This window comes from Rhodococcus sp. UNC23MFCrub1.1, from assembly GCF_000686025.1.
Lineage (GTDB): Bacteria > Actinomycetota > Actinomycetes > Mycobacteriales > Mycobacteriaceae > Rhodococcoides.
On the sequence record NZ_JMLQ01000009.1, the window covers coordinates 174,112 to 196,681 of the forward strand.

The 22,570-nt window shown below is 69.2% G+C and carries 18 protein-coding genes; 3 read left to right on the plus strand and 15 right to left on the minus strand.

Annotation, left to right across the window (positions count from 1 at the left end; all coding sequences use genetic code 11):
• Nucleotides 1-27 precede the first annotated feature (27 nt).
• The 14 genes from secA to BR07_RS0119600 all read right to left on the minus strand — a co-directional run bounded on the left by secA (nucleotide 28) and on the right by BR07_RS0119600 (nucleotide 18,776).
• A complete protein-coding gene (gene secA, locus BR07_RS0119535) occupies nucleotides 28-2,940 on the minus strand; it encodes a preprotein translocase subunit SecA (protein ID WP_027506864.1) in 2,913 nt (970 codons plus the stop codon).
• A gap of 218 nt (nucleotides 2,941-3,158) precedes the next feature.
• Entirely contained in the window at nucleotides 3,159-3,746 is a 588-nt protein-coding gene (gene hpf, locus BR07_RS0119540; RefSeq protein ID WP_027506865.1) for a ribosome hibernation-promoting factor, HPF/YfiA family, read from the minus strand.
• Between the two features lie 446 nt (nucleotides 3,747-4,192).
• Entirely contained in the window at nucleotides 4,193-4,861 is a 669-nt protein-coding gene (locus BR07_RS0119545; protein ID WP_027506866.1) for a ComF family protein, read from the minus strand.
• Between the two features lie 42 nt (nucleotides 4,862-4,903).
• Nucleotides 4,904-6,688 (minus strand): MtrAB system accessory lipoprotein LpqB, encoded by a 1,785-nt coding sequence (gene lpqB / locus BR07_RS0119550; protein WP_374197706.1) that lies wholly within the window; start codon nucleotides 6,686-6,688, stop codon nucleotides 4,904-4,906.
• Nucleotides 6,685-8,370: an MtrAB system histidine kinase MtrB gene (gene mtrB, locus BR07_RS0119555; RefSeq protein ID WP_027506868.1), complete on the minus strand. Its 1,686-nt coding sequence runs from the start codon at nucleotides 8,368-8,370 to the stop codon at nucleotides 6,685-6,687. The genes lpqB and mtrB overlap by 4 nt, the downstream gene beginning before the upstream one ends.
• 28 nt (nucleotides 8,371-8,398) lie before the next feature.
• Nucleotides 8,399-9,076, minus strand: coding sequence for an MtrAB system response regulator MtrA (mtrA, locus tag BR07_RS0119560; protein ID WP_027506869.1), 678 nt, complete (start codon nucleotides 9,074-9,076; stop codon nucleotides 8,399-8,401).
• A 5-nt stretch (nucleotides 9,077-9,081) separates the two neighbouring features.
• Nucleotides 9,082-9,765 (minus strand): dTMP kinase, encoded by a 684-nt coding sequence (locus BR07_RS0119565; RefSeq protein ID WP_027506870.1) that lies wholly within the window; start codon nucleotides 9,763-9,765, stop codon nucleotides 9,082-9,084.
• A gap of 40 nt (nucleotides 9,766-9,805) precedes the next feature.
• Nucleotides 9,806-11,317 carry an adenosylhomocysteinase gene (ahcY, locus tag BR07_RS0119570; RefSeq protein WP_037186733.1) on the minus strand — a complete coding sequence of 504 codons (1,512 nt, stop codon included), beginning with the start codon at nucleotides 11,315-11,317 and terminating at the stop codon, nucleotides 9,806-9,808.
• 114 nt (nucleotides 11,318-11,431) lie between these two features.
• Nucleotides 11,432-12,592: an alkane 1-monooxygenase gene (locus tag BR07_RS25585; protein ID WP_051613605.1), complete on the minus strand. Its 1,161-nt coding sequence runs from the start codon at nucleotides 12,590-12,592 to the stop codon at nucleotides 11,432-11,434.
• 155 nt (nucleotides 12,593-12,747) lie between these two features.
• Complete coding sequence (locus BR07_RS0119580) at nucleotides 12,748-14,175, minus strand: amino acid permease (RefSeq protein ID WP_197027845.1); 1,428 nt, start codon at nucleotides 14,173-14,175, stop codon at nucleotides 12,748-12,750.
• A gap of 178 nt (nucleotides 14,176-14,353) precedes the next feature.
• On the minus strand, nucleotides 14,354-15,601 hold the full coding sequence (gene manA / locus BR07_RS0119585) for a mannose-6-phosphate isomerase, class I (RefSeq protein WP_027506873.1): 1,248 nt from the start codon (nucleotides 15,599-15,601) through the stop codon (nucleotides 14,354-14,356).
• A gap of 49 nt (nucleotides 15,602-15,650) precedes the next feature.
• Nucleotides 15,651-16,805, minus strand: a complete 1,155-nt coding sequence (locus tag BR07_RS0119590; RefSeq protein ID WP_027506874.1) for a hypothetical protein — start codon at nucleotides 16,803-16,805, stop codon at nucleotides 15,651-15,653.
• 56 nt (nucleotides 16,806-16,861) lie between these two features.
• The gene (locus BR07_RS0119595; RefSeq protein WP_027506875.1) at nucleotides 16,862-18,232 is read right to left on the minus strand and encodes a phosphomannomutase/phosphoglucomutase; all 1,371 of its coding nucleotides are present in this window, start codon (nucleotides 18,230-18,232) and stop codon (nucleotides 16,862-16,864) included.
• A 136-nt stretch (nucleotides 18,233-18,368) separates the two neighbouring features.
• Entirely contained in the window at nucleotides 18,369-18,776 is a 408-nt protein-coding gene (locus BR07_RS0119600) for a DUF3499 domain-containing protein (protein ID WP_027506876.1), read from the minus strand.
• Between the two features lie 167 nt (nucleotides 18,777-18,943).
• Between BR07_RS0119600 and BR07_RS0119605 the strand changes: the two genes are divergently transcribed.
• The gene (locus BR07_RS0119605; protein ID WP_051613606.1) at nucleotides 18,944-19,366 is read left to right on the plus strand and encodes a metallopeptidase family protein; all 423 of its coding nucleotides are present in this window, start codon (nucleotides 18,944-18,946) and stop codon (nucleotides 19,364-19,366) included.
• A gap of 50 nt (nucleotides 19,367-19,416) precedes the next feature.
• On the opposite strand, the gene BR07_RS27125 is transcribed toward BR07_RS0119605, so the two are convergent.
• Nucleotides 19,417-19,647 (minus strand): WhiB family transcriptional regulator, encoded by a 231-nt coding sequence (locus BR07_RS27125; RefSeq protein WP_197027846.1) that lies wholly within the window; start codon nucleotides 19,645-19,647, stop codon nucleotides 19,417-19,419.
• A 603-nt stretch (nucleotides 19,648-20,250) separates the two neighbouring features.
• Between BR07_RS27125 and cofD the strand changes: the two genes are divergently transcribed.
• Nucleotides 20,251-21,207, plus strand: a complete 957-nt coding sequence (cofD, locus tag BR07_RS27705) for a 2-phospho-L-lactate transferase (protein WP_027506879.1) — start codon at nucleotides 20,251-20,253, stop codon at nucleotides 21,205-21,207.
• Nucleotides 21,204-22,562: a coenzyme F420-0:L-glutamate ligase gene (locus BR07_RS0119620; protein ID WP_027506880.1), complete on the plus strand. Its 1,359-nt coding sequence runs from the start codon at nucleotides 21,204-21,206 to the stop codon at nucleotides 22,560-22,562. Before cofD ends, BR07_RS0119620 begins: the two co-directional genes overlap by 4 nt.
• Nucleotides 22,563-22,570: the final 8 nt, after the last annotated feature.

Sequence of the window (22,570 nt, forward strand, 5' to 3'; positions counted from 1 at the left end):
GGCGGTCGCCGCCCCCGGACGAGCAGATCACTTGCGCCGCTTGGCCTTCGGTGCGCGCTTGACCGGCTTGACCCCGGCCCGAGCCGCCTCGCGGCGCTCGCGTCGGGTGCCGGAGCTCGACTCGCCCGTCGGCGACCCCGACCCGGCGCGGCGGACCGAGGTGCCGCCCGTCTCGTCGGGACCGGAGTACGTCAGGCGACCGGTCGACTCGTCGTCCAGCCCCTTGGCGCGCAGCGCAGCAGGTGCGGCGGGCCGCGGTTCGGGCGCCGATTCGGCAGTGGGTTCGGGTCGACGCTGCGCCGGCGCCGCGGGGGCGGCCTGCGCTGCGGGGGCGGCCTGCGCTGCCGGCGCCGGTCGGGCTGCGACAGGCGACTGCAGTCCCGCGCCCACCTGCAGGCCCGCGGAGGCCGCGGGGCTCGGCGCCGCCGCCTCGACCTGCAGGTTGAAGAGGAACCCGACGGACTCCTCCTTCAACCCGTCGAGCATGCCGGTGAACATGTCGTAGCCCTCGCGCTGGTACTCGACGAGGGGATCGCGCTGCGCCATCGCGCGCAGACCGATGCCCTCCTTGAGGTAGTCCATCTCGTAGAGGTGCTCACGCCACTTGCGGTCGAGCACGGACAGCAGCACCCGTCGTTCGAGCTCGCGCATACCGCCCTCGCCCGCGATCTCGTTGATCTCCGCCTCACGCGTGGCGTAGGCCGCGCGGGCGTCCTCGAGCAGCGCCTCGCGCAGGTCGTCCCGCGACAGGTCGCCCTTCTCGCCGAACTCGTTCTCCGCTGCGAGGTCGGTGTGCTGCACGCCCACCGGGTAGAGCGTCTTCAGCGCGGTCCACAGCTGTTCGAGGTCCCAGTCCTCGACGTAGCCCTCCGAGGTGGCGCCGTCGACGTACGCGGTGACCACGTCGGTGATCATCTGCTCGACCTGGCCCTCCATGTCCTCTCCGCGGAGGATGCGGCGACGCTCCTCGTAGATGACGGTGCGCTGCTGGTTCATCACCTCGTCGTACTTGAGGACGTTCTTGCGGATCTCGAAGTTCTGCTGCTCGACCTGCGTCTGCGCGCTCTTGATGGCTTTGGAGACCATCTTGGCCTCGATCGGGACGTCGTCCGGGAGGTTGAGTCGCGTCATGATCGACTCGAGAGCGGCACCGTTGAATCGGCGCATCAGCTCGTCGCCGAGCGACAGGTAGAACCGGCTCTCCCCCGGGTCGCCCTGACGACCCGAGCGTCCTCGCAACTGGTTGTCGATACGGCGCGAGTCGTGCCGCTCGGTACCGAGGACGTAGAGACCGCCCGCGTCGCGGACCTTGTCCGCGTCCTCGCGGACCTGGTCCTTGACCTTCTCCAGCGTGGGCTCCCACGCCGCCTCGTACTCCTCCGGCGACTCGACGGGATCGAGCCCCTGCCCGCGCAGCGCGAGGTCCGCGATGATGTCCGGGTTGCCGCCGAGCACCACGTCGGTTCCTCGACCCGCCATGTTGGTGGCCACCGTCACCGCGCCGGACCGGCCGGCCTCGGCGATGATGGTCGCCTCCTGCTCGTGGAACTTGGCGTTGAGCACGTTGTGCGCGACACCGCGCTTGGTGAACTGCTTGGACAGGTACTCCGAGCGCTCGACACTGGTGGTACCGATCAGAACCGGCTGACCCTTCTCGTGCCGCTCGACGACGTCGTCGACGACGGCACTGAACTTGGCTTCCTCGCTCTTGTAGATGAGGTCGCCGTTGTCCACACGCACCATCGGGCGGTTGGTGGGAATGGGGATGACACCGAGCGAGTACGTCTGGTGCAGCTCGGCCGCCTCGGTCTCGGCGGTACCGGTCATGCCGGAGAGCTTGTCGTACAGACGGAAGTAGTTCTGCAGCGTGATCGTGGCGAGGGTCTGGTTCTCGGCCTTGATCTCCACCTTCTCCTTGGCCTCGATGGCCTGGTGCATGCCCTCGTTGTAGCGGCGCCCCACCAGGATGCGGCCGGTGAACTCGTCGACGATGATGACGTCGCCGTCTCGGACGATGTAGTCCTTGTCGCGCTGGTAGAGCTCCTTCGCCTTGATGGCGTTGTTCAGGTAGCTCACCAGCGGCGAGTTGGCGGCCTCGTACAGGTTGTCGATGCCGAGCTGGTCCTCGACGAACTCGACGCCCGCCTCGTGCACACCCACCGTGCGCTTCTTGATGTCCACCTCGTAGTGGACGTCCTTCTTCATCATGGGGGCGATGCGGGCGAACTCGGGGTACCACTTCGACGACGCGTCCGCGGGGCCCGAGATGATCAGCGGGGTACGGGCCTCGTCGATGAGGATCGAGTCCACCTCGTCCACCACGGCGAAGTTGTGTCCGCGCTGGACCAGGTCGTCCAGCGAGTGCGTCATGTTGTCGCGGAGGTAGTCGAAACCGAACTCGTTGTTGGTGCCGTACGTGATGTCGGCCGCGTAGGCGGCACGCCGCTCGGCGGGCGTCATGCCCGAGAGGATCACGTCCACGCTCAGTCCGAGGAAGCGGTGAACGCGGCCCATCCACTCCGAGTCACGCTTGGCCAGGTAGTCGTTGACCGTGACGACGTGGACGCCGTCACCGGACAGCGCGTTCAGGTACGCCGGGAGGACGCAGGTGAGGGTCTTGCCCTCACCGGTCTTCATCTCGGCGACGTTGCCGAAGTGCAGCGCGGCGCCGCCCATGACCTGGACGTCGAAGTGGCGCTGGGACAGCACCCGCTTGGACGCCTCGCGGGCGACCGCGAACGCCTCGGGCAGCAGTTCGTCGAGGCTCTCGCCGTCCTGGTGCCGCTTCGTGAACTCGTCGGTCTTCGCACGCAGTTCGGCGTCCGACAGGGACTCGACGTCCGGCGACAGGGACGACACGTGGTCGGCGATGTGCTTCAGCCGCTTGACCATGCGACCTTCACCGACACGGAGCAACTTGGACAACGACAACGTCGGCACGGGCTATTCGTCCTCAATATCGGGTACGTGGGGCGTGAACCGAGCCCGTCCACACGGGGGGCGCAGTTCGATGCGAAGAGACCTCGTCGGTCTCCCGGCGGAACCATCGTAGGCGTCGAGCCTGACAGCGCGCTGTGAGGCACACCGGATGTTCCGCGCACGACACCGGGCGCCCGCCGGAGCGGACGCCCGATGTGGTCGGCGCGGCGGTGCGAGCGTCAGGACAGACGCAGCAGTCCGTAGTCGAACGCGTGGCGGCGATAGACGACCGACGGCCGGTCGGACTCCTTGTCGTGGAACAGGAAGAAGTCGTGGCCCACGAGCTCCATCTCGTACAGGGCGTCGTCGACGGTCATCGGCACGGCCGGGTGTTCCTTGACGCGCACCACGGTGCCCGGGCCCTCGGTGGCGTGGTCGTCGACGGCGGGCGCCTCCTCGACGGGGGCAGTGACGGCCTCCTCGACGAGCGCGGCGGTCGCCTCGGCCACCGACACGGGCCGCTTCTCCCCGTAGTGGACCTTGCGGCGGTCCTTCGTCCGTCGGAGACGGCTCTCGAGCTTGGTGGTCGCCGACTCGAGGGCGGCGTAGAAACTGTCCGCGCAGGCCTCGGCACGCGCGACAGGCCCCTTGCCCCGCACGGTGATCTCGACTCGCTGGCAACTCTTGGACTGACGACGGTTGCGTTCGTGGAACAGCTCGACGTCGAACAGATGGATGGTGGGATCGAAGCGCTCGAGGCGAGCGAGCTTCTCTGAGACGTACAGGCGGAAGTGGTCGGGTATCTCGACGTTGCGACCCTTGACCACGACCTCGGCGGCGGGTTCGGCGCTCGAGCTGTCGTCGGCCGGGACGGCACTGGGTGCATCGTCGAAGTAGACGGAATCCGCAGTGGTGTCGGTCGAGTCGAGGGCGGTGGAGTCGTTCTGCTCCGGACCATGGGCGTGAGCTTCGCGGGGATGCGCGTGCACCCGGTGGGTGCTCGTGTGTGCAGTCGTCACTGGTGACGTTGTCGTCATACGTACCTCCCGATAGAGGCCGCGCCGAGATCGCTTCTGGCGCAGCGGAAGAACGGTGACACCGGAGCGCGGACCGCCCGGCGCCTTCGGTGGTGAGGCATCACCTCCAGACCCGGTAGCGAGGATCGATCGTGGCCCTGACCGTAGTCGCTCCCCGGGTGGTCTGCCACTGTTCACGGGATATTCACGGGACCTTTTCAGGCTCCCTTTCCGGCACCGGGACAGGCACTGCGACGTCAGCGCACGGCAGCGAGAACGAGCACCGCGTCGACACCGACACCGGACCGTCGCAGTGCCGCCACCGACTCCGCGGCGGTGGTTCCGGTGGTCACCACGTCGTCGACGAGCAGCACCGGTCCGCGACCGACCGCGGCGATGCCCCCGCTCCGGACACGGACCCGCCCCCGCAGGTTGTCCGCACGCTCGTCGGCGGTGAGACCGACGGAGTCACGCACCTGCGCGTCCACCCGCAGCACCGACACGACGCGCACGTCCTCCGGTGCGAGCACCCGCGCGACACGGCGGCAGGTACGCAGGATCGGATCACCACCGCGCGCCCGTGCCGCGCGGCGTCGGGACGGGGCCGGGACCAGCACGAGGGGCGACAGCTCGGGTGGATCGATCTCCCCGGCGTCGCGCAGGCGCGTCACGGCGGCGGCGAGGGCGACCCCGAGCGGTGCCGCGAGATCCCGCCGACCGCGTTCCTTCATCGCCAGGATCGACGCACGGTGCGGGCCGGCGTACGGGCCGAGCGCCCAGCACGGCACCCCGGGATCGACACGCGGCCGCACCGACCCCGGCGCCGCGTCGAGCGCGCAGGCGCAGGCGGGGCACCACGAGGCGTCGACACGGGCGCAGCCGCCGCACTCGCGGGGCAGGATGAGGTCCAGCAGGGTCGTCGGCACCGGGACACTGTGTCGCGGGGCTCCGACAGAGTTCGCCGCTCGTCAGCCCGGCAGGACGGGCACGGACTTCGTGCCGGTCAGGCCGGGCACCTCGCGCCAGTAGCGGTCACTCGCCGGGTCGCTGTCGTCGATCTGGAACACGGCGCGCGAATCGGCCACGTAGGTGCTCGACGCGGAGGCGTCGACGGACACGACGGGAGCGGTGAGGTTGCGGCTGGGCAGCCCGTCGAGACGTGAGCCGTCGACGGCCACCTGCACGATCGGGATGTCGGTCGCCGCTCGGGCCACGACCACCGTGTCGCCGGTGCTCCAGTCCAGGGACAGCGCCGCGCTCGCCAGACCGTTGGCCACCGCCTCGGGCTCGCGGAGTGCGTAGGTGCCGTCGGCGCGCCGCACCACCACCGCCACGTAGACGGCGCCGTCCACGATGAGAGCCGCTCGCACCCCGTCGCGGGAGAGCCGCAGTTCGGTGATCTGGCCGCCGAGCTCGGCGATGTCGGCGGAATCGACGTCCACCACCGACACCTGTCCGGTGGCCGGGTCGCGGACAGCGCGCTTGACCACGGTGCCGTCCACGACGGCCCACACGGCGTCGCGGTCGGGACCCCAGGTGGGCCGGGTGATCGAGCCACCCTCCGCGACCGGGAAGGCGTTGCCGCCGTAGGAGCCGATGAGCAGCGCGTCGGGCGGCTGCGGCGCCGCACGACCGGTGTCCGACACGGCCGCCACGAGCGTTCCGTCGCTGGACAACGAGATGGACCGCATGTTGTTGACGGTGCCGAAGTAGCCGGGAACCGGTGTCACGCCGTCGGTTCCGATGCGGACGAGCCCGCCGTTGCGCAGTGCGTGCAGGCCCACGTCGGCACCCGTCACCGCCAACGGATCGAATTCTGCGACCTCGGCGGTGGTCCAGCCGTCCGGATAGTTCGGGTCCAACGGCGCGCCGTCCGAGAGCAGGACGTAGGGACCCGACACCTCGGCCTCGGCCAGTGTCCAGATGATCTGCGCGGCAAGTAGTTCGCGGGTCGCGCGGTCCAGCGCACCGGCGCCCCGGAAGTCGATGCGGACACCGCCGAGACCGATGCCGACGGCCGAGGTACGCCCGTCGGCTTTCGTGATGGGACCGGCCGTGGTGACACCGTTGAACACGTTGCGCACCGCCGGCTCCAGCGACAGTCGCGGACCCGCCTGCAGCAGTGCCGTCAGGGTCTCTGTCATCCGGTCCTGCGTGGTGTTCACCCAACGCTGATCGGGCACCAGTTCGGTGCCGGTGGGATCGACGAAGTACAGCGACTTGCGCTGGTACGAGGTGAGGAACTGGGTGCGGTCCATGACGACTCCGGACGGCAGCTCGTCGATCCGCCACTCGCCGTCCTCGCGGGCCAGCGTCACCTGGGTCTCGAACGATCCCTGCTCGGCGCGGTACTGCCCACCCTGATCGAGCTGCCCCACCCGGTTGGCTCGGATCGTGTACTGCGCGGCGTCACTCGACCGGGAGTCCTCGAGGACGTCCACCTTGTCCACGACGATCGCGCTGGCGCCGTCGTTCCACTCCGAGGCGGCGTTCGCCGTCAGGAACTGACGTGCACCCGCGTGGTCGTCGGCCGGATCGGTGCTGGCCTTCACGAAGTCGCGGACCAGAAGATTGGGTTCACGACCGGCGGCGGGAACGGGTAGTTCCTGCTCGACGGGCCCGCGCGCGACGGTGCCGATGGCCTGCGGCGCTGACGACGCGGGCAACGACGCGCATCCGGACGCGACGAGCGCGAGCGCGGCCACGCACGCCACGAGGGCGGCTCGTCGCCGCGGCACGGTGCGGTCTCTCACGGTCGCTGCTCCCCCGCCGTGGCGCCGACACTCGTCGGGCGCGCCGCCGGAAGCGGCTGTCCCTGTGCGTACCTGCGGCCCGCGGGTCGCAGCGGCAGGGGGCTGGACACGACCTTGCGACCACGCACGCGCGGCAGCGTGAAGCGGAACCAGGCGCCCTGGCCCGGTTCGCCCCAGGCCTCGAGCTTGCCGTCGTGCAGGCGGGCGTCCTCGAGACTGATGGCGAGCCCCAGGCCCGTACCGCCCGAACGTCGCACGCGGGACGGATCCGACCGCCAGAAGCGGTTGAACACGAGCTTCTCCTCACCGGGGCGCAGTCCCACACCCTGGTCCCGCACGACGAAGGCGGCGGCGTCGTCGTCCGCGCGCAGGCGCAGCAGGACGGGCTTGCCCTCCCCGTGGTCGAGAGCGTTCGCCAACAGGTTGCGCAGCACGCGTTCGACACGGCGCGGATCCACCTCGGCGTTGACCGGCTCGTCGGGCATGTCGACGATCAGCTCGGTGCCCGTCTCGCGGGCGAGGTGCCGCACGGTGGACACCGCGGCGCGGGCGCACATACGGAGATCGAGTTGCTCGGACGCCAGTTCGGCGACGCCCGCGTCGTGGCGGGAGATCTCGAGCAGATCGTTGAGCAGTGTCTCGAAACGGTCCAGCTCGGCGACCAGCAACTCGGACGAGCGCTTGAGCAGCGGATCGAGACTCTCACTGGCGTCGTGGATGAGCTCGGCGGCCATGCGGACGGTGGTGAGCGGCGTCCGCAGCTCGTGCGAGACGTCGGACGTGAACTGGCGCTGCAGGTTTCCGAACTCCTCGAGCTGGGTGATCTGCTTCGACAGGCTCTCGGCCATCTCGTTGAACGACATGGCGAGCCGGGCGATGTCGTCCTCGCCGCGCACCGGCATCCGTTCCTTGAGCCGGCCGTCCGCGAAGCGCACCGCGATGCGCGACGCCGATCTGATGGGGACCACCACCTGCCGGGCGACCAGCATCGAGATGGCCGCGAGCAGCACCAGCAGGACCGCACCGCCGATGAGCAGGGTTCCGCGGACGAGGGCGAGGCTGCGATCCTCTCCCGCGAGGGGGAACACCAGGTACAGCTCGAGGGTGGAGAGGTCCGACGCGGTGGGACTGCCGACGATGAGGGCCGGACCCGAGTAGCCGTCCGGTTCCGACACGGTCGCGTACTGGTAGCTCACCTGGCCGGCCTGGACGAACGAGCGCAACGTCTGCGGGATCTGGTCGGCGGGACCGGTGAACAGCTCGTCGCGGGCTCCGTCGCCGGGGACGATGAGCACGGGGTCGAACGTGCCGGCGGACGTGCTGTCCGCGCCGCTCTCGGTGTCCCGGCTCGTCAGACCGGACCGAGCGAGCTCCAGACGGTTCGAGATCGACGTCGAGTCGTCGCCCGCCAACTGGCTCTCGACGGACGCACGCGCGCGATCGAGCTCCTTCGTGGCGGCGTCGATCTTGGTGTCGAGAAGTCGATCCGTGATCTGACTCGTGAGCACGACGCCGAGGATCGTGATCACGATGAGGGAGAGCGTCAGCGTGGACACGACGACGCGCAACTGCAGCGACCGACGCCACGCGTGACCGGCGGCAGCCCACATGGACCGGGACCATCGCACCAGAGGCGAGAAGGTTCCGTTGATGCGTCGACGGGAGCGGGACGTGAAGATCACCGACCGTCCCGCAGTCGATCGGCTCCGATCACGGCGGGCCGGCCTTGTACCCAACACCGCGCACGGTGAGAACCACCTCGGGGTTCTCCGGATCCGTCTCCACCTTGGCGCGCAGTCGCTGGACGTGCACGTTCACGAGGCGGGTGTCGGCGGCGTGCCGGTATCCCCACACCTGTTCGAGCAGCACCTCGCGGGTGAAGACCTGTCGAGGCTTGCGGGCCAGCGCCACCAACAGGTCGAACTCGAGCGGCGTCAGCGAGATGAGCGAGCCGTCGCGGGTGACCTTGTGCGCCGGAACATCGATGACGACGTCGCCGATCGACAGGAGCTCGGCCGGCTCCTCCTCGGTGCGTCGCAAGCGCGCGCGGACGCGGGCCACGAGCTCCTTCGGCTTGAAGGGCTTCATGATGTAGTCGTCGGCGCCGGACTCGAGTCCCAGCACGACGTCGACCGTGTCGGTCTTGGCGGTGAGCATCACGATCGGCACACCGGAGTCCGCCCGCAGCACGCGGCAGACGTCGATGCCGTTCATACCGGGGAGCATCAGGTCGAGCAGCACCAGATCCGGACGGTTCTCCCGGACGGCGGACAGCGCCTGGGTGCCGTCTCCCACCACGAACGGCTCGAATCCCTCACCGCGCAACACGATGGTGAGCATCTCGGCAAGAGCCGTATCGTCGTCGACGACCAGAATTCGTGGCTTCATGACGACTATCGTGTCATCCCGTCGTACTCCGCAGTCTGATTGAGAAGTTCGGCGGCGAGTCTCGTCACGTCGACCTGCTCACCGTCCGCCTGCGCGCCGTTCACGACGAACCACGGCGACATCCACGACGAGGCCGCGAGTCCCGCGTAGACCGCCGCGGTACGGGCCTGGAGACCACCGTCGCGCTCGTACGCGTCGCGGGCCCGCGACGGATCATCCTGCTCCCGACCACGTGCGCGATGCTCCGCGACCTCGACCGGAACGTCGAGGAGGATCTGGGCGGAGGGACGCGGCAGGACGAGGCGGTCGAACTCGAGCGCGCGCACCCACTCGACCATCGCACCGTCCGCGTCCTGGTGGACCCGCGCGGCGGAGTACGCCGCGTTGGACGCGACGTAGCGATCGAGCAGAACGACGTCGTGCCGGTGCAGCATCCGACGGAGATCGGACACCGCACCGGCACGATCGAGGGCGAACAGCACTGCCATCGAGTTCACCCCGGCGGCGAGATCGCCGTGCTCACCGGCCAGCGCCTCGGCGGCCAGGTCGGCGTGGATCGACTCCCCGTAGCGGGGGAAGCCGACGCGGACGGCGTCCACCCCGGCGGCCTCCCACGCGTGCGTGAGGCGGGACGAGAGCGTGAACTTGCCTGCTCCGTCGACGCCCTCGATCGCGATGAGAGTGCCCATCGACTCCACTCCTGCCTGTCGAGTCCTACGGGACCGAGTGTCAGTACCGGTAGTGCTCGGGCTTGTACGGGCCCTCGACGTCGACACCGATGTACTCGGCCTGCTCCTTGCTGAGCTTGGTCAGCGTGCCACCGAGAGCCTCGACGTGGATCTTGGCGACCTTCTCGTCGAGGTGCTTCGGCAGGCGGTAGACCTCGTTGTCGTACTCGTCGGGCTTCGTCCACAGCTCGATCTGCGCGATGACCTGGTTGGAGAAGCTGTTGCTCATGACGAACGACGGGTGACCGGTGGCGTTGCCGAGGTTCAGCAGACGACCCTCCGAGAGGACGACGATCGACTTGCCGCTGGAGAAGATCCACTGATCGACCTGCGGCTTGATGTTGATGCGTGTCGAACCGGACCGCTCGAGACCGGCCATGTCGATCTCGTTGTCGAAGTGGCCGATGTTGCCGAGGATGGCCTTGTCCTTCATCGACCGCATGTGGTCGAGCGTGATGATGTCCTTGTTGCCCGTCGCGGTGATGACGATGTCGGCCTTGCCGATCGCCTCGTCCACCGTGACGACGTCGAACCCGTCCATGAGCGCCTGGAGCGCGTTGATCGGGTCGACCTCGGTGACCTGGACGCGCGCGCCCTGACCGGCCAGCGACTCGGCGCTGCCCTTGCCCACGTCGCCGTAGCCGCAGATCAAGACCTTCTTGCCACCGATCAGCACGTCGGTGCCGCGGTTGATGCCGTCGATCAGCGAGTGGCGGGTGCCGTAGGTGTTGTCGAACTTGCTCTTGGTGACCGAGTCGTTGACGTTGATCGCCGGGAAGGTCAGCTCGCCGGCCGCGGCGAACTGGTACAGGCGCAGCACGCCGGTGGTGGTCTCCTCGGTGACACCCTTGACCGACTCGGCGATGCTCGTCCACTTGGTGGCGTCCTGCGCGAGCGACTCGCGGAGCAGTCCGAGGAAGACCTTGTACTCGTCGGAGTCGCGATCCTCGTCGACGGGCGGCACGACGCCGGCCTTCTCGAACTGCGCACCGCGCAGCACCAGCATCGTGGCGTCTCCGCCGTCGTCGAGGATCATGTTGGCGTGGCGGGGAGTGCCGTCCTCGGCGACCGGCCAGGTCAGCATCTTCTCGGCGGCCCACCAGTACTCGGCCAGCGATTCGCCCTTCCAGGCGAACACCGGGATTCCCTGCGGATCCTCGGGCGTGCCGTGGGGTCCGACGACGATCGCGGCGGCGGCGTGGTCCTGGGTGGAGAAGATGTTGCACGAAGCCCACCGCACCTCGGCTCCGAGCGAGACCAGCGTCTCGATCAGGACGGCGGTCTGGACCGTCATGTGCAGCGACCCGGAGATCCGTGCACCCTTCAGCGGCTGCACGTCGGCGTACTCGCGACGCAGGGACATGAGGCCGGGCATCTCGTGCTCCGCGAGGCCGATCTCCTTGCGGCCGTACTCAGCCAGCGAGAGATCCGCGACCTTGAACTCGATGCCACCGCGGATGTCCGCCTGCAGCGCCTCGGTGCTCGAAATGTCGGGGGATGTCGATGTCGTCATTGTGTGATGCCACTCCTGTCGGCTGATGATCGGCTTTCAGGCTATCGGCTCACGGCTGCCCGCGGGTGGGTCGGGGCCACGACGTGTCCGGTTCCGTCGTCTCGCGCCGACGGGTCAGGCGGCGGCGGCGCGTTCGGGAACGGTCGCCCAGCGCCGTTCCAGTCGAGCGCGGGCGCTCGGCTGCAGGTTCGCGCGGGTGACGTCGCCGTCGTAGTGCGCGACGACCCTGGGGTCCATCACGCGACGCCACAGGGGCGGGACGGCCGCGAGGACGACCATCGTCGCGTAGCCGGCCGGCAGTTGCGGCGCCTCGTCGAAGGTGCGCAACGTCTGGAACCGGCGGCCCGGGTTCGCATGATGGTCGCTGTGCCGCTGCAGGTGGTACAGGAAGATGTTGGTGACGATCCGATCGCTGTTCCAGCTGTGCCGCGGCGCGCACCGCTCGTACCGGCCCGTGGGTGTCCGTCCCCGGAGCAGCCCGTAGTGCTCGATGTAGTTGACGGACTCGAGGGTCATCACGCCGACCACCGCCTGGAGCACGAGGAACGGCAGGATGCCGACGCCGAAGACGGCGACCAGGACACCGAAGAGTGCAGCGGACATCGCCCACGCGTTGAGCACGTTGTTGCGGATCGTCCACACGCCGCTGCCCTTGCGCTCGAGACGCTGCTTCTCCAGCTTCCAGGAGGACACGAGGCCGCCGCTGACACTGCGGGACAGGAACCGGTAGAGGGACTCGCCCATGCGCGCGCTGGCCGGGTCGGCGGGCGTCGCGACACGCGCGTGGTGTCCGCGGTTGTGTTCGACGTGGAAATGGCCGTACAGGCTCTGCGCCAGAGCGATCTTGGCCAGCCAGCGCTCGGTGCTCTCCACCCGATGACCGAGCTCGTGCGCCGCGTTGATCCCGATGCCGGCGACGAGACCGACACTGACCGCGTACCCGATCTTGTCGACGGCGGACAGGGTGCCGAAGGTGACTAGATAGCACGCGACACCGAGCCCCGCGTACTGCACCGGAAGGAACAGGAACGTGCACCACCGGTAGAAACGGTCGTGCTGCAGGTCCTGCACCTGCGCGTCGGACGGATTGTTGCCGTCCTCCCCCGCCAACGCGTCGACCACGGGGATGACCAGGAAGAACAGCATCGCGCCGCTCCACCAGAAGGCCGACACCCCCGTGTGCAGAACCAGTTGAGACGGCAGCAGTGCCGAGGCGGGCGCCAGCATTCCCAGTAGCCAGAGCAGCTTCTTCGGGTCGTGCCACCGCCGCGCCATACGTCAACTCCTCGACATCGAGTGGACTCCGTGGCGGACTCGTGTCCACCGCAGAAACAAACTTCCGGTCTCGAATTCGAGTGTAGAGCAAGTAGCGCGACGGTCCGCCGATCCGAATGGTGAGATCGGTCCGTTATCGGCGCGAAATATGGTGACTAGTGAGTGTCGTCCGCATGCTGCCGGGCTCCGAGCACCGAATGGCGGCGGCTGTAGCCGAAGTACACCACGACTCCGAGCGCCATCCAGACGACGAACCGCAGCCACGTCTCCACCGACAGGTTCAGCATCAGCCACACGCAGGCCAGCACGGCGAGGATCGGCACCAGCGGAACCAGGGGGACGCGGAAGCCGCGCTTCAGGTCGGGACGGGTTCGACGCAGGACGACGACACCGATGGAGACCAGGACGAAGGCGAACAGGGTGCCGATGTTGACCATCTCCTCGAGCGTCCCGATGGGGAAGAACGCCGCGAGAAGGCCGACCACGATGCCGACGAGCACGGTGATGCGCACCGGGGTGCCACGGCTCCCCGTCTTCGCGAGACGACGCGGCATCAGACCGTCGCGCGACATCGCGAAGAGCACGCGCGACTGTCCCAGCATGAGCACCATGACCACGGTCGTGAGTCCGGCCAGCGCACCGAAGGAGATCACCTTCGACGCCCAGGTGATGCCGTTCAGTTCGAACGCCGTGGCCAGGGTCGCGCCCTCGCCACCGAGTTCGGTGTACTTCACCATTCCGGTCAGCACCAGGGTGACCGCGACGTACAGGATCGTGACGATCAGGAGCGATCCCAGGATTCCGCGCGGCAGGGCCTTCTGCGGATCGGACGCCTCCTCGGCCGTGGTGGCCACCACGTCGAAGCCGATGAACGCGAAGAACACGAGACTCGCGGCGGCCAGGAGTCCGTACCAGCCGAAGTTGCTGCCCTCGGCGCCGGTGACGAAGGAGAACAGCGACTGGGTGAGGCCCGACTCCTTCTCGGCGGGGACGGCGGGCGGGATGTAGGGCGAGTAGTTCGCCGCCTTGATGTAGAACGCTCCGACCACGACGATGAGCAGCACGACGCCCACCTTGATCGCGGTGATGACGAGGGAGACGCGCGAGGAGATCTTCACACCCGTCGCGAGCAGGACGGTGAGCACCGCGACGATGACCAGGGCACCCCAGTCGACGTCGAGTCCGCCGACGGACACCACGGGCGACGACGTCCCGAGCACCTCACCGAGGTACAGGGACCAGCCCTTCGCCACGACGGCCGACGCGAGCGCGAACTCCAGGATCAGGTCCCAGCCGATGATCCACGCGACGAACTCGCCGAAAGTGGCGTACGAGAACGTGTACGCGCTGCCCGCGACCGGCACCGTCGAGGCGAACTCGGCGTAGCAGAGCGCGGCGAGTCCGCACGCGATCGCGGCGAACACGAAGGCGAGCGAGACGGACGGGCCCGCGACGTTCCCGGCGGTGCGCGCCGTCAGGGTGAAGATGCCCGCACCCACGGCGACCGCGACACCGAAGACGGTGAGATCCCACGATGACAGGCTCTTGCGAAGTTTCGTGTCCGGCTCGTCCGTGTCGCGCATCGACTGCTCGATGGACTTCGTTCTGCGCAGACCGGTGTTGCGCGAACCGGGTGCGTCCTTGCCGTCGATGGTCACCGTCGAAACTCCTCACGTCCTCCGGGCGGCCGTCGACCGCCCGAGGTCATCGTCACACGAACAGTGAACTCGGCGGGACGTATCCGCCAGCGTGTCGGGGCCGTCAGATCCCGCCGACGCCCGCCACGAACACGCGAGCCGAGTCGGTGAGAGCACACAGCTGCGGGTCCGGATCGGACGCGGCGATCCAGACGGCACTTCCCCGCTCCACGACCAGGGTGGACTCACCCGAGGAGACCTGTACCCGACCGTCGACACACAGGACGATGCGCGGCGCGGCGTCACCGTCGTGCGCGAGCGTCCACGGCTCACCGTCGCCGGACGCCGCGGACAATTCGACACCGACGAGTGCGAACTCCGGTGCCGGCGTGGGATAGCGCACCACGTGCGGACGGCTGGTGTCGGCGACGAGGACCGGTGAGTCGAGCGGCTCGAAGTCGAGCACCCGCAACAGTTCCGGGACGTCGACGTGCTTGGGCGTGAGTCCCCCACGCAACACGTTGTCCGAGTTGGCCATGATCTCCACCGCGGTTCCGCGCAGGTACGCGTGGAGGTTTCCGGCGTCCAGGTACAGAGCTTCGCCCGGCTGCAGCGTGACCCGGTTGAGCAGCAACGCCGCGAGCACGCCCGCATCGCCGGGGTAGTACTCCCCCAATTCCAGTGCGGTGCGCAGTTCCGGCACGAAGGTGCGGTCCCCGGTCTGCTCGGCACGTTCGAGAGCGCGGACGCACGCGTCCAGCACGGCCGGCAGCACGGAGTCCAACGCCCGCTGCGGCAGAGTGATCCACGAGGTGAAGAGGGTGCGCAGGCCGCTCGAATCAGGTTGCGCGGCAAGCATCTCGGTGTAGGGACGCAGCTCGTCCGCATCGAGCCGACCGAACAGCTCCACCGTCTCGGCGGGACTGCGGAACCCGGCGAGCGCGTCGAACTCCGTCAGGGCGACCACGAGCTCGGGCTTGTGGCTGGCGTCCTTGTAGTTCCGGACGGAGGCGTCGAGGGGCACGCCCGCGGCGTTCTCCCGTCGGAAACCCTCGCGCGCCTGGTCCGAGGACGGGTGAGCCTGCAGCGACAGCGGCTCCTCGGCCGCCAGGAACTTCACGAGGAACGGCAGGCGCGGACCGTGCCGCTCCACCACACCGGTTCCGAGCAGTCCGGTCGGATCGGAGTCGATGGCCTCGAGCAGCGAGACCCGACCGCGCGGCGTGACGAGATGCGCCGGGTCGCCCGGATGAGCACCGAACCACATCTCCGCCTCGGGATGCCGGGTGGGTGCGGGGACGCCGCGCAGTTCGGCGAGAGCCGTGCGCGAACCCCACGCGTAGGACCGTGCTGTTCCGTCGAGGAGATTCACCGACCACCACCTGCCGTCGTCATCGCTGCGAACCCGGACACGGCTGGGGTCACTCCCTGCCTCCCGAGGCCTGAGAATTCGAGAGTTGGAGATAGGCCGCCGCGGCCTCGATCCGCACCGCCAGGACGAGCGCCCTGCGCAGCGACGCCCCGACCGGCGTCGTGGGACCGGGCACCGCGGCGGGCGCGGGCGCCTCCAGATCCGTGCGGGGACCACCGTCGTCGTCGGCGCGCACCACGTCGACCTCACCCAGGACGGCCACCCGACGGCGGACCAGACTGTCGTCGGGGTCGGTCGACACGGTGAACACCCGAACGGGATCGGCCGGGGGTGGACCGTCGAGTTGGTCGTCGTGGAACAGCGGGTCGTAGTCGACACTGCCGCTCTCGGCGGAGTCCCCACCGATCGCGCCGAGGTCGTGGATCACACCGACGGCATCGGAGAGTTCGGTGGCCGCCGCCACGACGCCCGCGGCACGCAGCAGGGACGCGGCTCCGTGCCGGGCCACCTCGGTCGCCACCACGCCGTCACCGGTCATGAGGACCCGACGACCCGCCATCCGGGACGCCAGACCTTTCGCGGGATTCTGGAACACCTCGACGGACGCGTGGTGCCGCATGGCCTCCGCGTCCACCGCATCGGCCACCGCGTCGAGGTCACCGACCGACGACGCCGGGTCCACCGCAGCGAGAACCGCGGCCATCACCGCGACGTGCCGGGCGTAGGAGTTGCGATCGAGGACACGGACTCGCGGCGGGAAGGACACCACCCGGCCGGCGCCGGCGTCCGCGACAGGACCCTCGTCCGGTACGGCCACCACGACCTCGGCACGCCGACGTACCCCGGCGGCGACGGACTCTGCGATGGCCGGATCGCCGGCGTCGTCGCCGGCCACCACCACGACGTCCAGGGGTCCGACCCACGGCGGGGTGGCGGGGAGCGAGACGACCGGCACGCCGGCGGTCGGAGCGAGGACCGCGGCGACCAGCGCCGACGCCCTCCGGGCGGGACCGGACGCGGCGACGAGCACGACACTGCGGGGACGCAGACCGTCCAGCGGCGCCAGCAGGCCCTCGCGGACGGCGGACGCGGTGGCGCGGATCTGTGCGCCGGCCAGCGCGGCGGAGTGCAGTGCGCCCAACGAGTCCGCAGCCAGTATCGCGCTCGCGTCGTCGAGATCGACGTACGCCGAAGGAGCAGTCATGGGCACCTCACCCGCCTCTCTCGTTCCGTATCCCCCACTATGACAGTCCGCAACCGTCACGCGCGGACGATGCTCAGGATCTCCGTCGTCAGGCGGTCCACGTCCTCGGGGGTGCGTGCCTCGACATTGAGTCGGAGCAGGGGCTCGGTGTTGGAGGCGCGGAGGTTGAACCACGCGCTGTCACCGAGATCGACCGTCACACCGTCCAGTTCGTCGGTGGAGACGGTGCGATCGGCGAACGCCGCGACCACCGCGGCGGTGCGCTCACGAGCGTCGGCCACCGTCGAGTTGATCTCGCCCGATGCCGCGTACACCTCGTACTTGCGCATCAGGGCGGACAACGGCTCGTCCTGTGTCCCGAGCGCGGCGAGCACGTGCAGCGCTGCGAGCATGCCCGAATCGGCGCCCCAGAAGTCGCGGAAGTAGTAGTGCGCCGAGTGCTCGCCGCCGAACACCGCGCCGGTCTCGGCCATCAGTGCCTTGATGAACGAGTGGCCGACCCGGGTGCGCACGGCGGTACCGCCGAGCTGCTCCACCAACTCGGGCACCGACCGTGAGGTGATGAGGTTGTGGATGATGGTCGAGGAGGGGTGCTTGCCCAGCTCCCGCTCGGCCACCAGCGCGGTGATCGCGGACGGTGAGACGGGCTCGCCGCGTTCGTCCACCACGAAGCAGCGGTCCGCGTCGCCGTCGAACGCGAGGCCGATGTCCGCGCCCGTCTCGGTGACGAACTTCTGCAGATCGACGAGGTTCGCCGGCTCCAGCGGGTTCGCTTCGTGGTTGGGGAACGTGCCGTCGAGTTCGAAGTACAGGGGGTGCACGGTCACCGACGTCGGGTCCAGGACCGCGGGCACCGTGTGCCCGCCCATGCCGTTGCCGGCGTCCACCGCGACCGACAGCGGACGGATGTCGCTGATGTCCACGAGGTCGCGCACGAACGTGGCGTAGTCCTCGAGCACGTCCTGCTCGCTGATCGTGCCCGGCGCACCGTCGAACGTCGGGACGCCGTCGATGATCTCGGCCGAGATGGTGGCGAGTCCCGAGTCCTGGCCGACGGGCTTCGCGCCGGCCCGGCACAGCTTGATCCCGTTGTACTTCGCCGGGTTGTGGCTGGCGGTGAACATCGCACCGGGGCAGTCGAGCCGACCGGAGGCGAAGTAGAGCTGGTCGGTCGACGCGAGGCCGATGAGAACGACGTCGAGACCCTGTGAGGTCACCCCTCGCGCGAAGGCGGCCGACAGTGCGGGAGACGAGTCGCGCATGTCGTGCCCGACCACGACGCGCTGCGAGACGCCCTCGCCGCGTACGAGTCTCGCAAAGGCGGCCCCCACGTCGGCGACGAAGTCCTCGTCGATCTGCTCTCCGACGACACCGCGCACGTCGTACGCCTTGATGACGCTGTGAACCAGGTCAGCTGGTCGGGCCACTGCACACTCCTGCATCTGGGACGAACCGGACGGATCACGCACGACGACGAGTCGGCGAGACCATGCTGGGAGCCTAGTGCCCGGGGGCGACGCGCGAGCAGTCCTGCAGCCCGACGCCGCGCGCAGGAACAGTCGTTCAGCTGGTGGGGTCGGGCAGAACGCGCAGATGTCCGCGTCGACCCGTGCGTGTCGGCGCGGCGGCCGGTACGTCGGCGGAGGTGCGCGTGTCGGACGACGAACCACGTCGACCGAGGGACGGAGCGGGACGCTCACGCGCACCGGCCTCGCGGACGGCCTCGGCGAGTGCGGTCAGATCGTCGTCGTCGGGGCTGGACGTGGAGAACCCACCCTCGTAGCGCACCATCTCCCACCCCTTGGGGGCGGTGATCGACGAACCGTGCACCTCGCACAGATCCCAGGAATGGGGCTCGTCCACGGTGGCGAGAGGTCCGACGACGGCGGTCGAGTCGGAGTACACGTACGTCAACGTCGCGACGGCCGGTCTCTTGCATCCCGGTCGGCAGCATCCCCGCACAGCTCTCACAGGTCGAACCCTAGCGCGTGTCCTCCGGCATGCCTCGCAGGACACGGTCGTAGCATGGGCGCGTGTCGTTCACCGGATCCTCTCAACCCCGCGGCCGCGCCGGCGGCCGTCCCGGACGGGAACATCGGGCGTCCAGCTCGCGGTCCGCGGCGCGGCGGGGTCGCGGAATGCGCGGCACCCTGTTCCCCGACACGGTGCCCGCACGCAGGTCTCGCGCCGAGAAGTTCGATGCGGCGGTGCTGGACGCGTTCGCCGAGATCGACCGCAAGTGGCACGACCGGCTGACGAAACTGGACATCGCCGTCGACGACGTGCCGAAGATCCGTGCGGTGGACCCGGAATCGGTGAACTGGCCACCCGAGGTCGTGGCCGAGGGCCCGGTGCCGTTGTCGAGACTCGTTCCGGCGGGAGTGGACACGCGCGGAGCGACGACGCGGGCTCGGATCGTGCTGTTCCGTCGGCCCCTCGAGCGGAGAGCACACGACTCGCTGGAGCTGACGGACCTGGTGCACGACGTGTTGGTGGAGCAGGTGGCGACCTACCTGGGGGTGACGCCCGAGGTGGTCGACCCCGACACCGAGGACGACTGACACCCCGGCGCATGCGGCGCGTCGTTCGGCGGCTGCGGTGACGCGACGCGTCAGATGATGCCGCGCTTGAGGCGGCGACGTTCGCGCTCGGACAGCCCACCCCAGATGCCGAACCGCTCGTCGTGCGCCAAGGCGTACTCGAGGCAGTCGTCCTTCACCTCGCACCCGAGGCAGATGCGCTTGGCCTCGCGCGTCGAGCCGCCCTTCTCCGGGAAGAACGCCTCGGGATCGGTCTGAGCGCACAGAGCGCGCTCCTGCCACTGATCCTCGAGCGGGTCCATGTCGCCCGGCACCAGACTCAGATGCAGTGCGGGCGCAGGCATTCCGAGGCTCGTGAGCGGCGGGTCGACGTCGTCGACCGAGACGTCCTCCGGGTCGATCCCGTCCACGGGGTCCGCCGGGGCGTCCTCCGTCACGGCATCCACGTGCAGTACGTCGTCGAGTTCCCCGACGGGGGACTCCTGTCGACCGAGGTCGTGGTGTTGTTCCGGCATCACGTCCGCCTCCTCACCTGTTCGAGCGCAGTTGTTGTCGGTCACTTGTGTCGATGATCGACCGCGAAGCCGGATCGAAGAGCGAAGCCTCGTGTCACCATGGGACGTGACGCTGCGGAACGCAGCGCGCGAACTCGTGTCGACTCATGGGAACACGTGTTCGAACGGTGGTTCGCTACAAGCGATTCCGCTGTTCGAACCGTTAATGACATGACTGTGATTAGACACGCCGCGGTGTGTCGCGGTCAAGCGGACCGCTCGATTTGCAATACCATCCGATCTCCGGTTTTCCCGGAAGGCGAGACTTCCCCGGTGTTTCGCGTCGGACACGCCGTGGTTCGCGCCCACCGGCCCGATCGCGCCGACGGCGACCGCCTAGGGTCGAGGGTCATGAAGGTGACTGTGGTGGTGGGCGGCGTCGGTGGCGCGCGGTTCCTCCAGGGGGTTCGAGAACTGCTGGGGCCGGACGGCGACGTCACGGCCGTGGTGAACGTCGGTGACGACGTCTGGATGCACGGCCTGCGCATCACACCCGACCTCGACACCTGCATGTACACGCTCGGCGACGGCATCGACACCGAGCGCGGCTGGGGTCGACGCGACGAGACGTGGAGCGTCAAGGAAGAACTCGCGGCGTACGGGGCCCACCCGGACTGGTTCGGGCTCGGGGACCGCGACATCGCGACGCATCTGATCCGGACGCGCATGCTCCGCACCGGGTACCCGCTGTCCGCAGTCGTGGAGGCCCTGTGCGACAGGTGGTCTCCGGGTGTCCGCCTGCTGCCCGTCACGGACGACCGCAGCGAGACCCACGTGGTGATCACCGATCCCGACGACGGCACCGACAAGGCCGTTCATTTCCAGGAGTGGTGGGTGCGCTACCGCGCTGCTGTGACGACTCACAGTTTCGCGTACGTCGGAGCGGACAAGGCGACCCCGGCGGACGGCGTCGTCGAGGCGATCGAGACCGCGGACGCGGTACTGCTCGCACCGTCCAACCCGGTGGTCAGCATCGGCGCCGTCCTGGCGGTGCCCGGCATCCGCTCCGCACTGCGCACCACACCCGCGAAGGTCGTCGGGCTCTCCCCCGTCATCGACGGCAAGCCGTTGCGCGGCATGGCCGACGAGTGCCTGTCCGTCATCGGTGTGGAGACGACGGCCGAGGCCATCGGCCGCCACTACGGCGCCCGCTCGGCGGCGGGCATCCTCGACGCCTGGCTGATCCACGAGACCGACACCGCCGACGTTCCCGGCGTGGACGTGCGCGCGGTACCTCTGCTCATGACCGAGCCCGCGGTGACCGCACGGATGGCGCGCGCCGCGCTCGAGGCAGCGGGCGTCCTGTGACCCGATCCGACGGTCCCGGCGATCATGCACCGGGCGGTTCGATCGAGGTGATTCCCGTCGCGGGACTCCCCGAGTTCCGGCCGGGCGACGACCTGGTGGCAGCAGTCGTCACGGCAGCACCGTGGCTCGCCGACGGCGACGTCCTGGTGGTCACGAGCAAGATCGTCTCCAAGGTCGAGGGACGCCTGGTGACCGCGCCGACCGACCCGGAGGCGCGGGACGCACTGCGCCGCATCCTCGTCGAGCAGGAGGCCGTGCGCGTCCTCGCCCAGCGCGGTCGCACGCTCATCACCGAGAACCGCCTCGGCATCGTGCAGGCCGCGTCCGGCATCGACGGATCCAACGTGTCGACGGACGAGTTGGCCCTGCTCCCCGAGGATCCCGACGCGTCCGCCCGGGCACTGCGCGACGGTGTATTCCGTTCGCTGGGCGTGGCCGTCGCCGTCGTCGTCACCGACACGATGGGCCGCGCGTGGCGGAACGGCCAGACGGACAACGCGATCGGATCGGCCGGGTTGCCCGTCCTGCACGCGTACGCCGGTGGTCGCGACGCGCAGGGCAACGAGCTGATGGTCACCGAGGTCGCGCTCGCGGACGAGCTGGCATCCGCTGGGGATCTGGTGAAGGGCAAGCTCGGCTCGGTTCCCGTCGCCGTGGTCCGGGGTCTGCACTACGCCGACGACGGCTCCTCCGCCCGCGATCTGGTGCGGCCGGGCGAGGACGACCTCTTCTGGTTGGGAACGCAGGAGGCGCTGCGACGAGGTGCACTCGGCGCGGTACCCGCCCGTCGCTCGGTACGCGAGTTCGACTCGGCCCCGGTCGATCCCGCTGTCGTCGAGGCCGCCGTGGCGGACGCCGTCACCGCGCCGGCTCCCCATCACTCCCACCCGATGCGCTACGTCGCCGTCCGGACACCGGCGGTGCGCACCGCACTGCTCGATGCGATGGCAACGCGGTGGCGCGCCGATCTCGAGCGAGACGGACGGACCGCGGACTCGATCGAAGCCCGTCTGGCACGCGGTGATCTGCTGCGCACCGCGCCGGAACTGATTCTGGCGTTCGCGGTGCTCGACGACGCGCACGACTATCCGGACGCGGAACGGCAGTCCGCGGAGACCGTCATGTTCACGGTGGCGGCCGGCGCGTCGGTGCAGGCGTTCCTGGTGTCCCTCGCGGCGCGCGGCCTCGGCAGTTGCTGGGTCGGGTCGACCATCTTCGCCGCCGACACCGTGCGCGAGACGCTCGATCTGCCCGCCGACTGGCATCCCGTCGGGGCCGTCGCCGTCGGGCACCCGCTCACTCCCCCGTCGCCCCGCACGCCGACGCCGCCCGGCTCCGCGTTCCGAGAACTGTGAGGAACCGT

Coding starts and splice junctions, on each gene's coding strand:
- mtrA (WP_027506869.1), bottom strand. CDS start 9,076: ATGAAGCCACGAATTCTGGTCGTCGACGACGATACGGCTCTTGCCGAG.
- BR07_RS0119565 (WP_027506870.1), bottom strand. CDS start 9,765: ATGGGCACTCTCATCGCGATCGAGGGCGTCGACGGAGCAGGCAAGTTC.
- ahcY (WP_037186733.1), bottom strand. CDS start 11,317: ATGACGACATCGACATCCCCCGACATTTCGAGCACCGAGGCGCTGCAG.
- BR07_RS25585 (WP_051613605.1), bottom strand. CDS start 12,592: ATGGCGCGGCGGTGGCACGACCCGAAGAAGCTGCTCTGGCTACTGGGA.
- BR07_RS0119580 (WP_197027845.1), bottom strand. CDS start 14,175: ATGCGCGACACGGACGAGCCGGACACGAAACTTCGCAAGAGCCTGTCA.
- BR07_RS0119590 (WP_027506874.1), bottom strand. CDS start 16,805: ATGACTGCTCCTTCGGCGTACGTCGATCTCGACGACGCGAGCGCGATA.
- BR07_RS0119605 (WP_051613606.1), top strand. CDS start 18,944: ATGCGCGGCACCCTGTTCCCCGACACGGTGCCCGCACGCAGGTCTCGC.
- BR07_RS27125 (WP_197027846.1), bottom strand. CDS start 19,647: ATGGACCCGCTCGAGGATCAGTGGCAGGAGCGCGCTCTGTGCGCTCAG.
- cofD (WP_027506879.1), top strand. CDS start 20,251: ATGAAGGTGACTGTGGTGGTGGGCGGCGTCGGTGGCGCGCGGTTCCTC.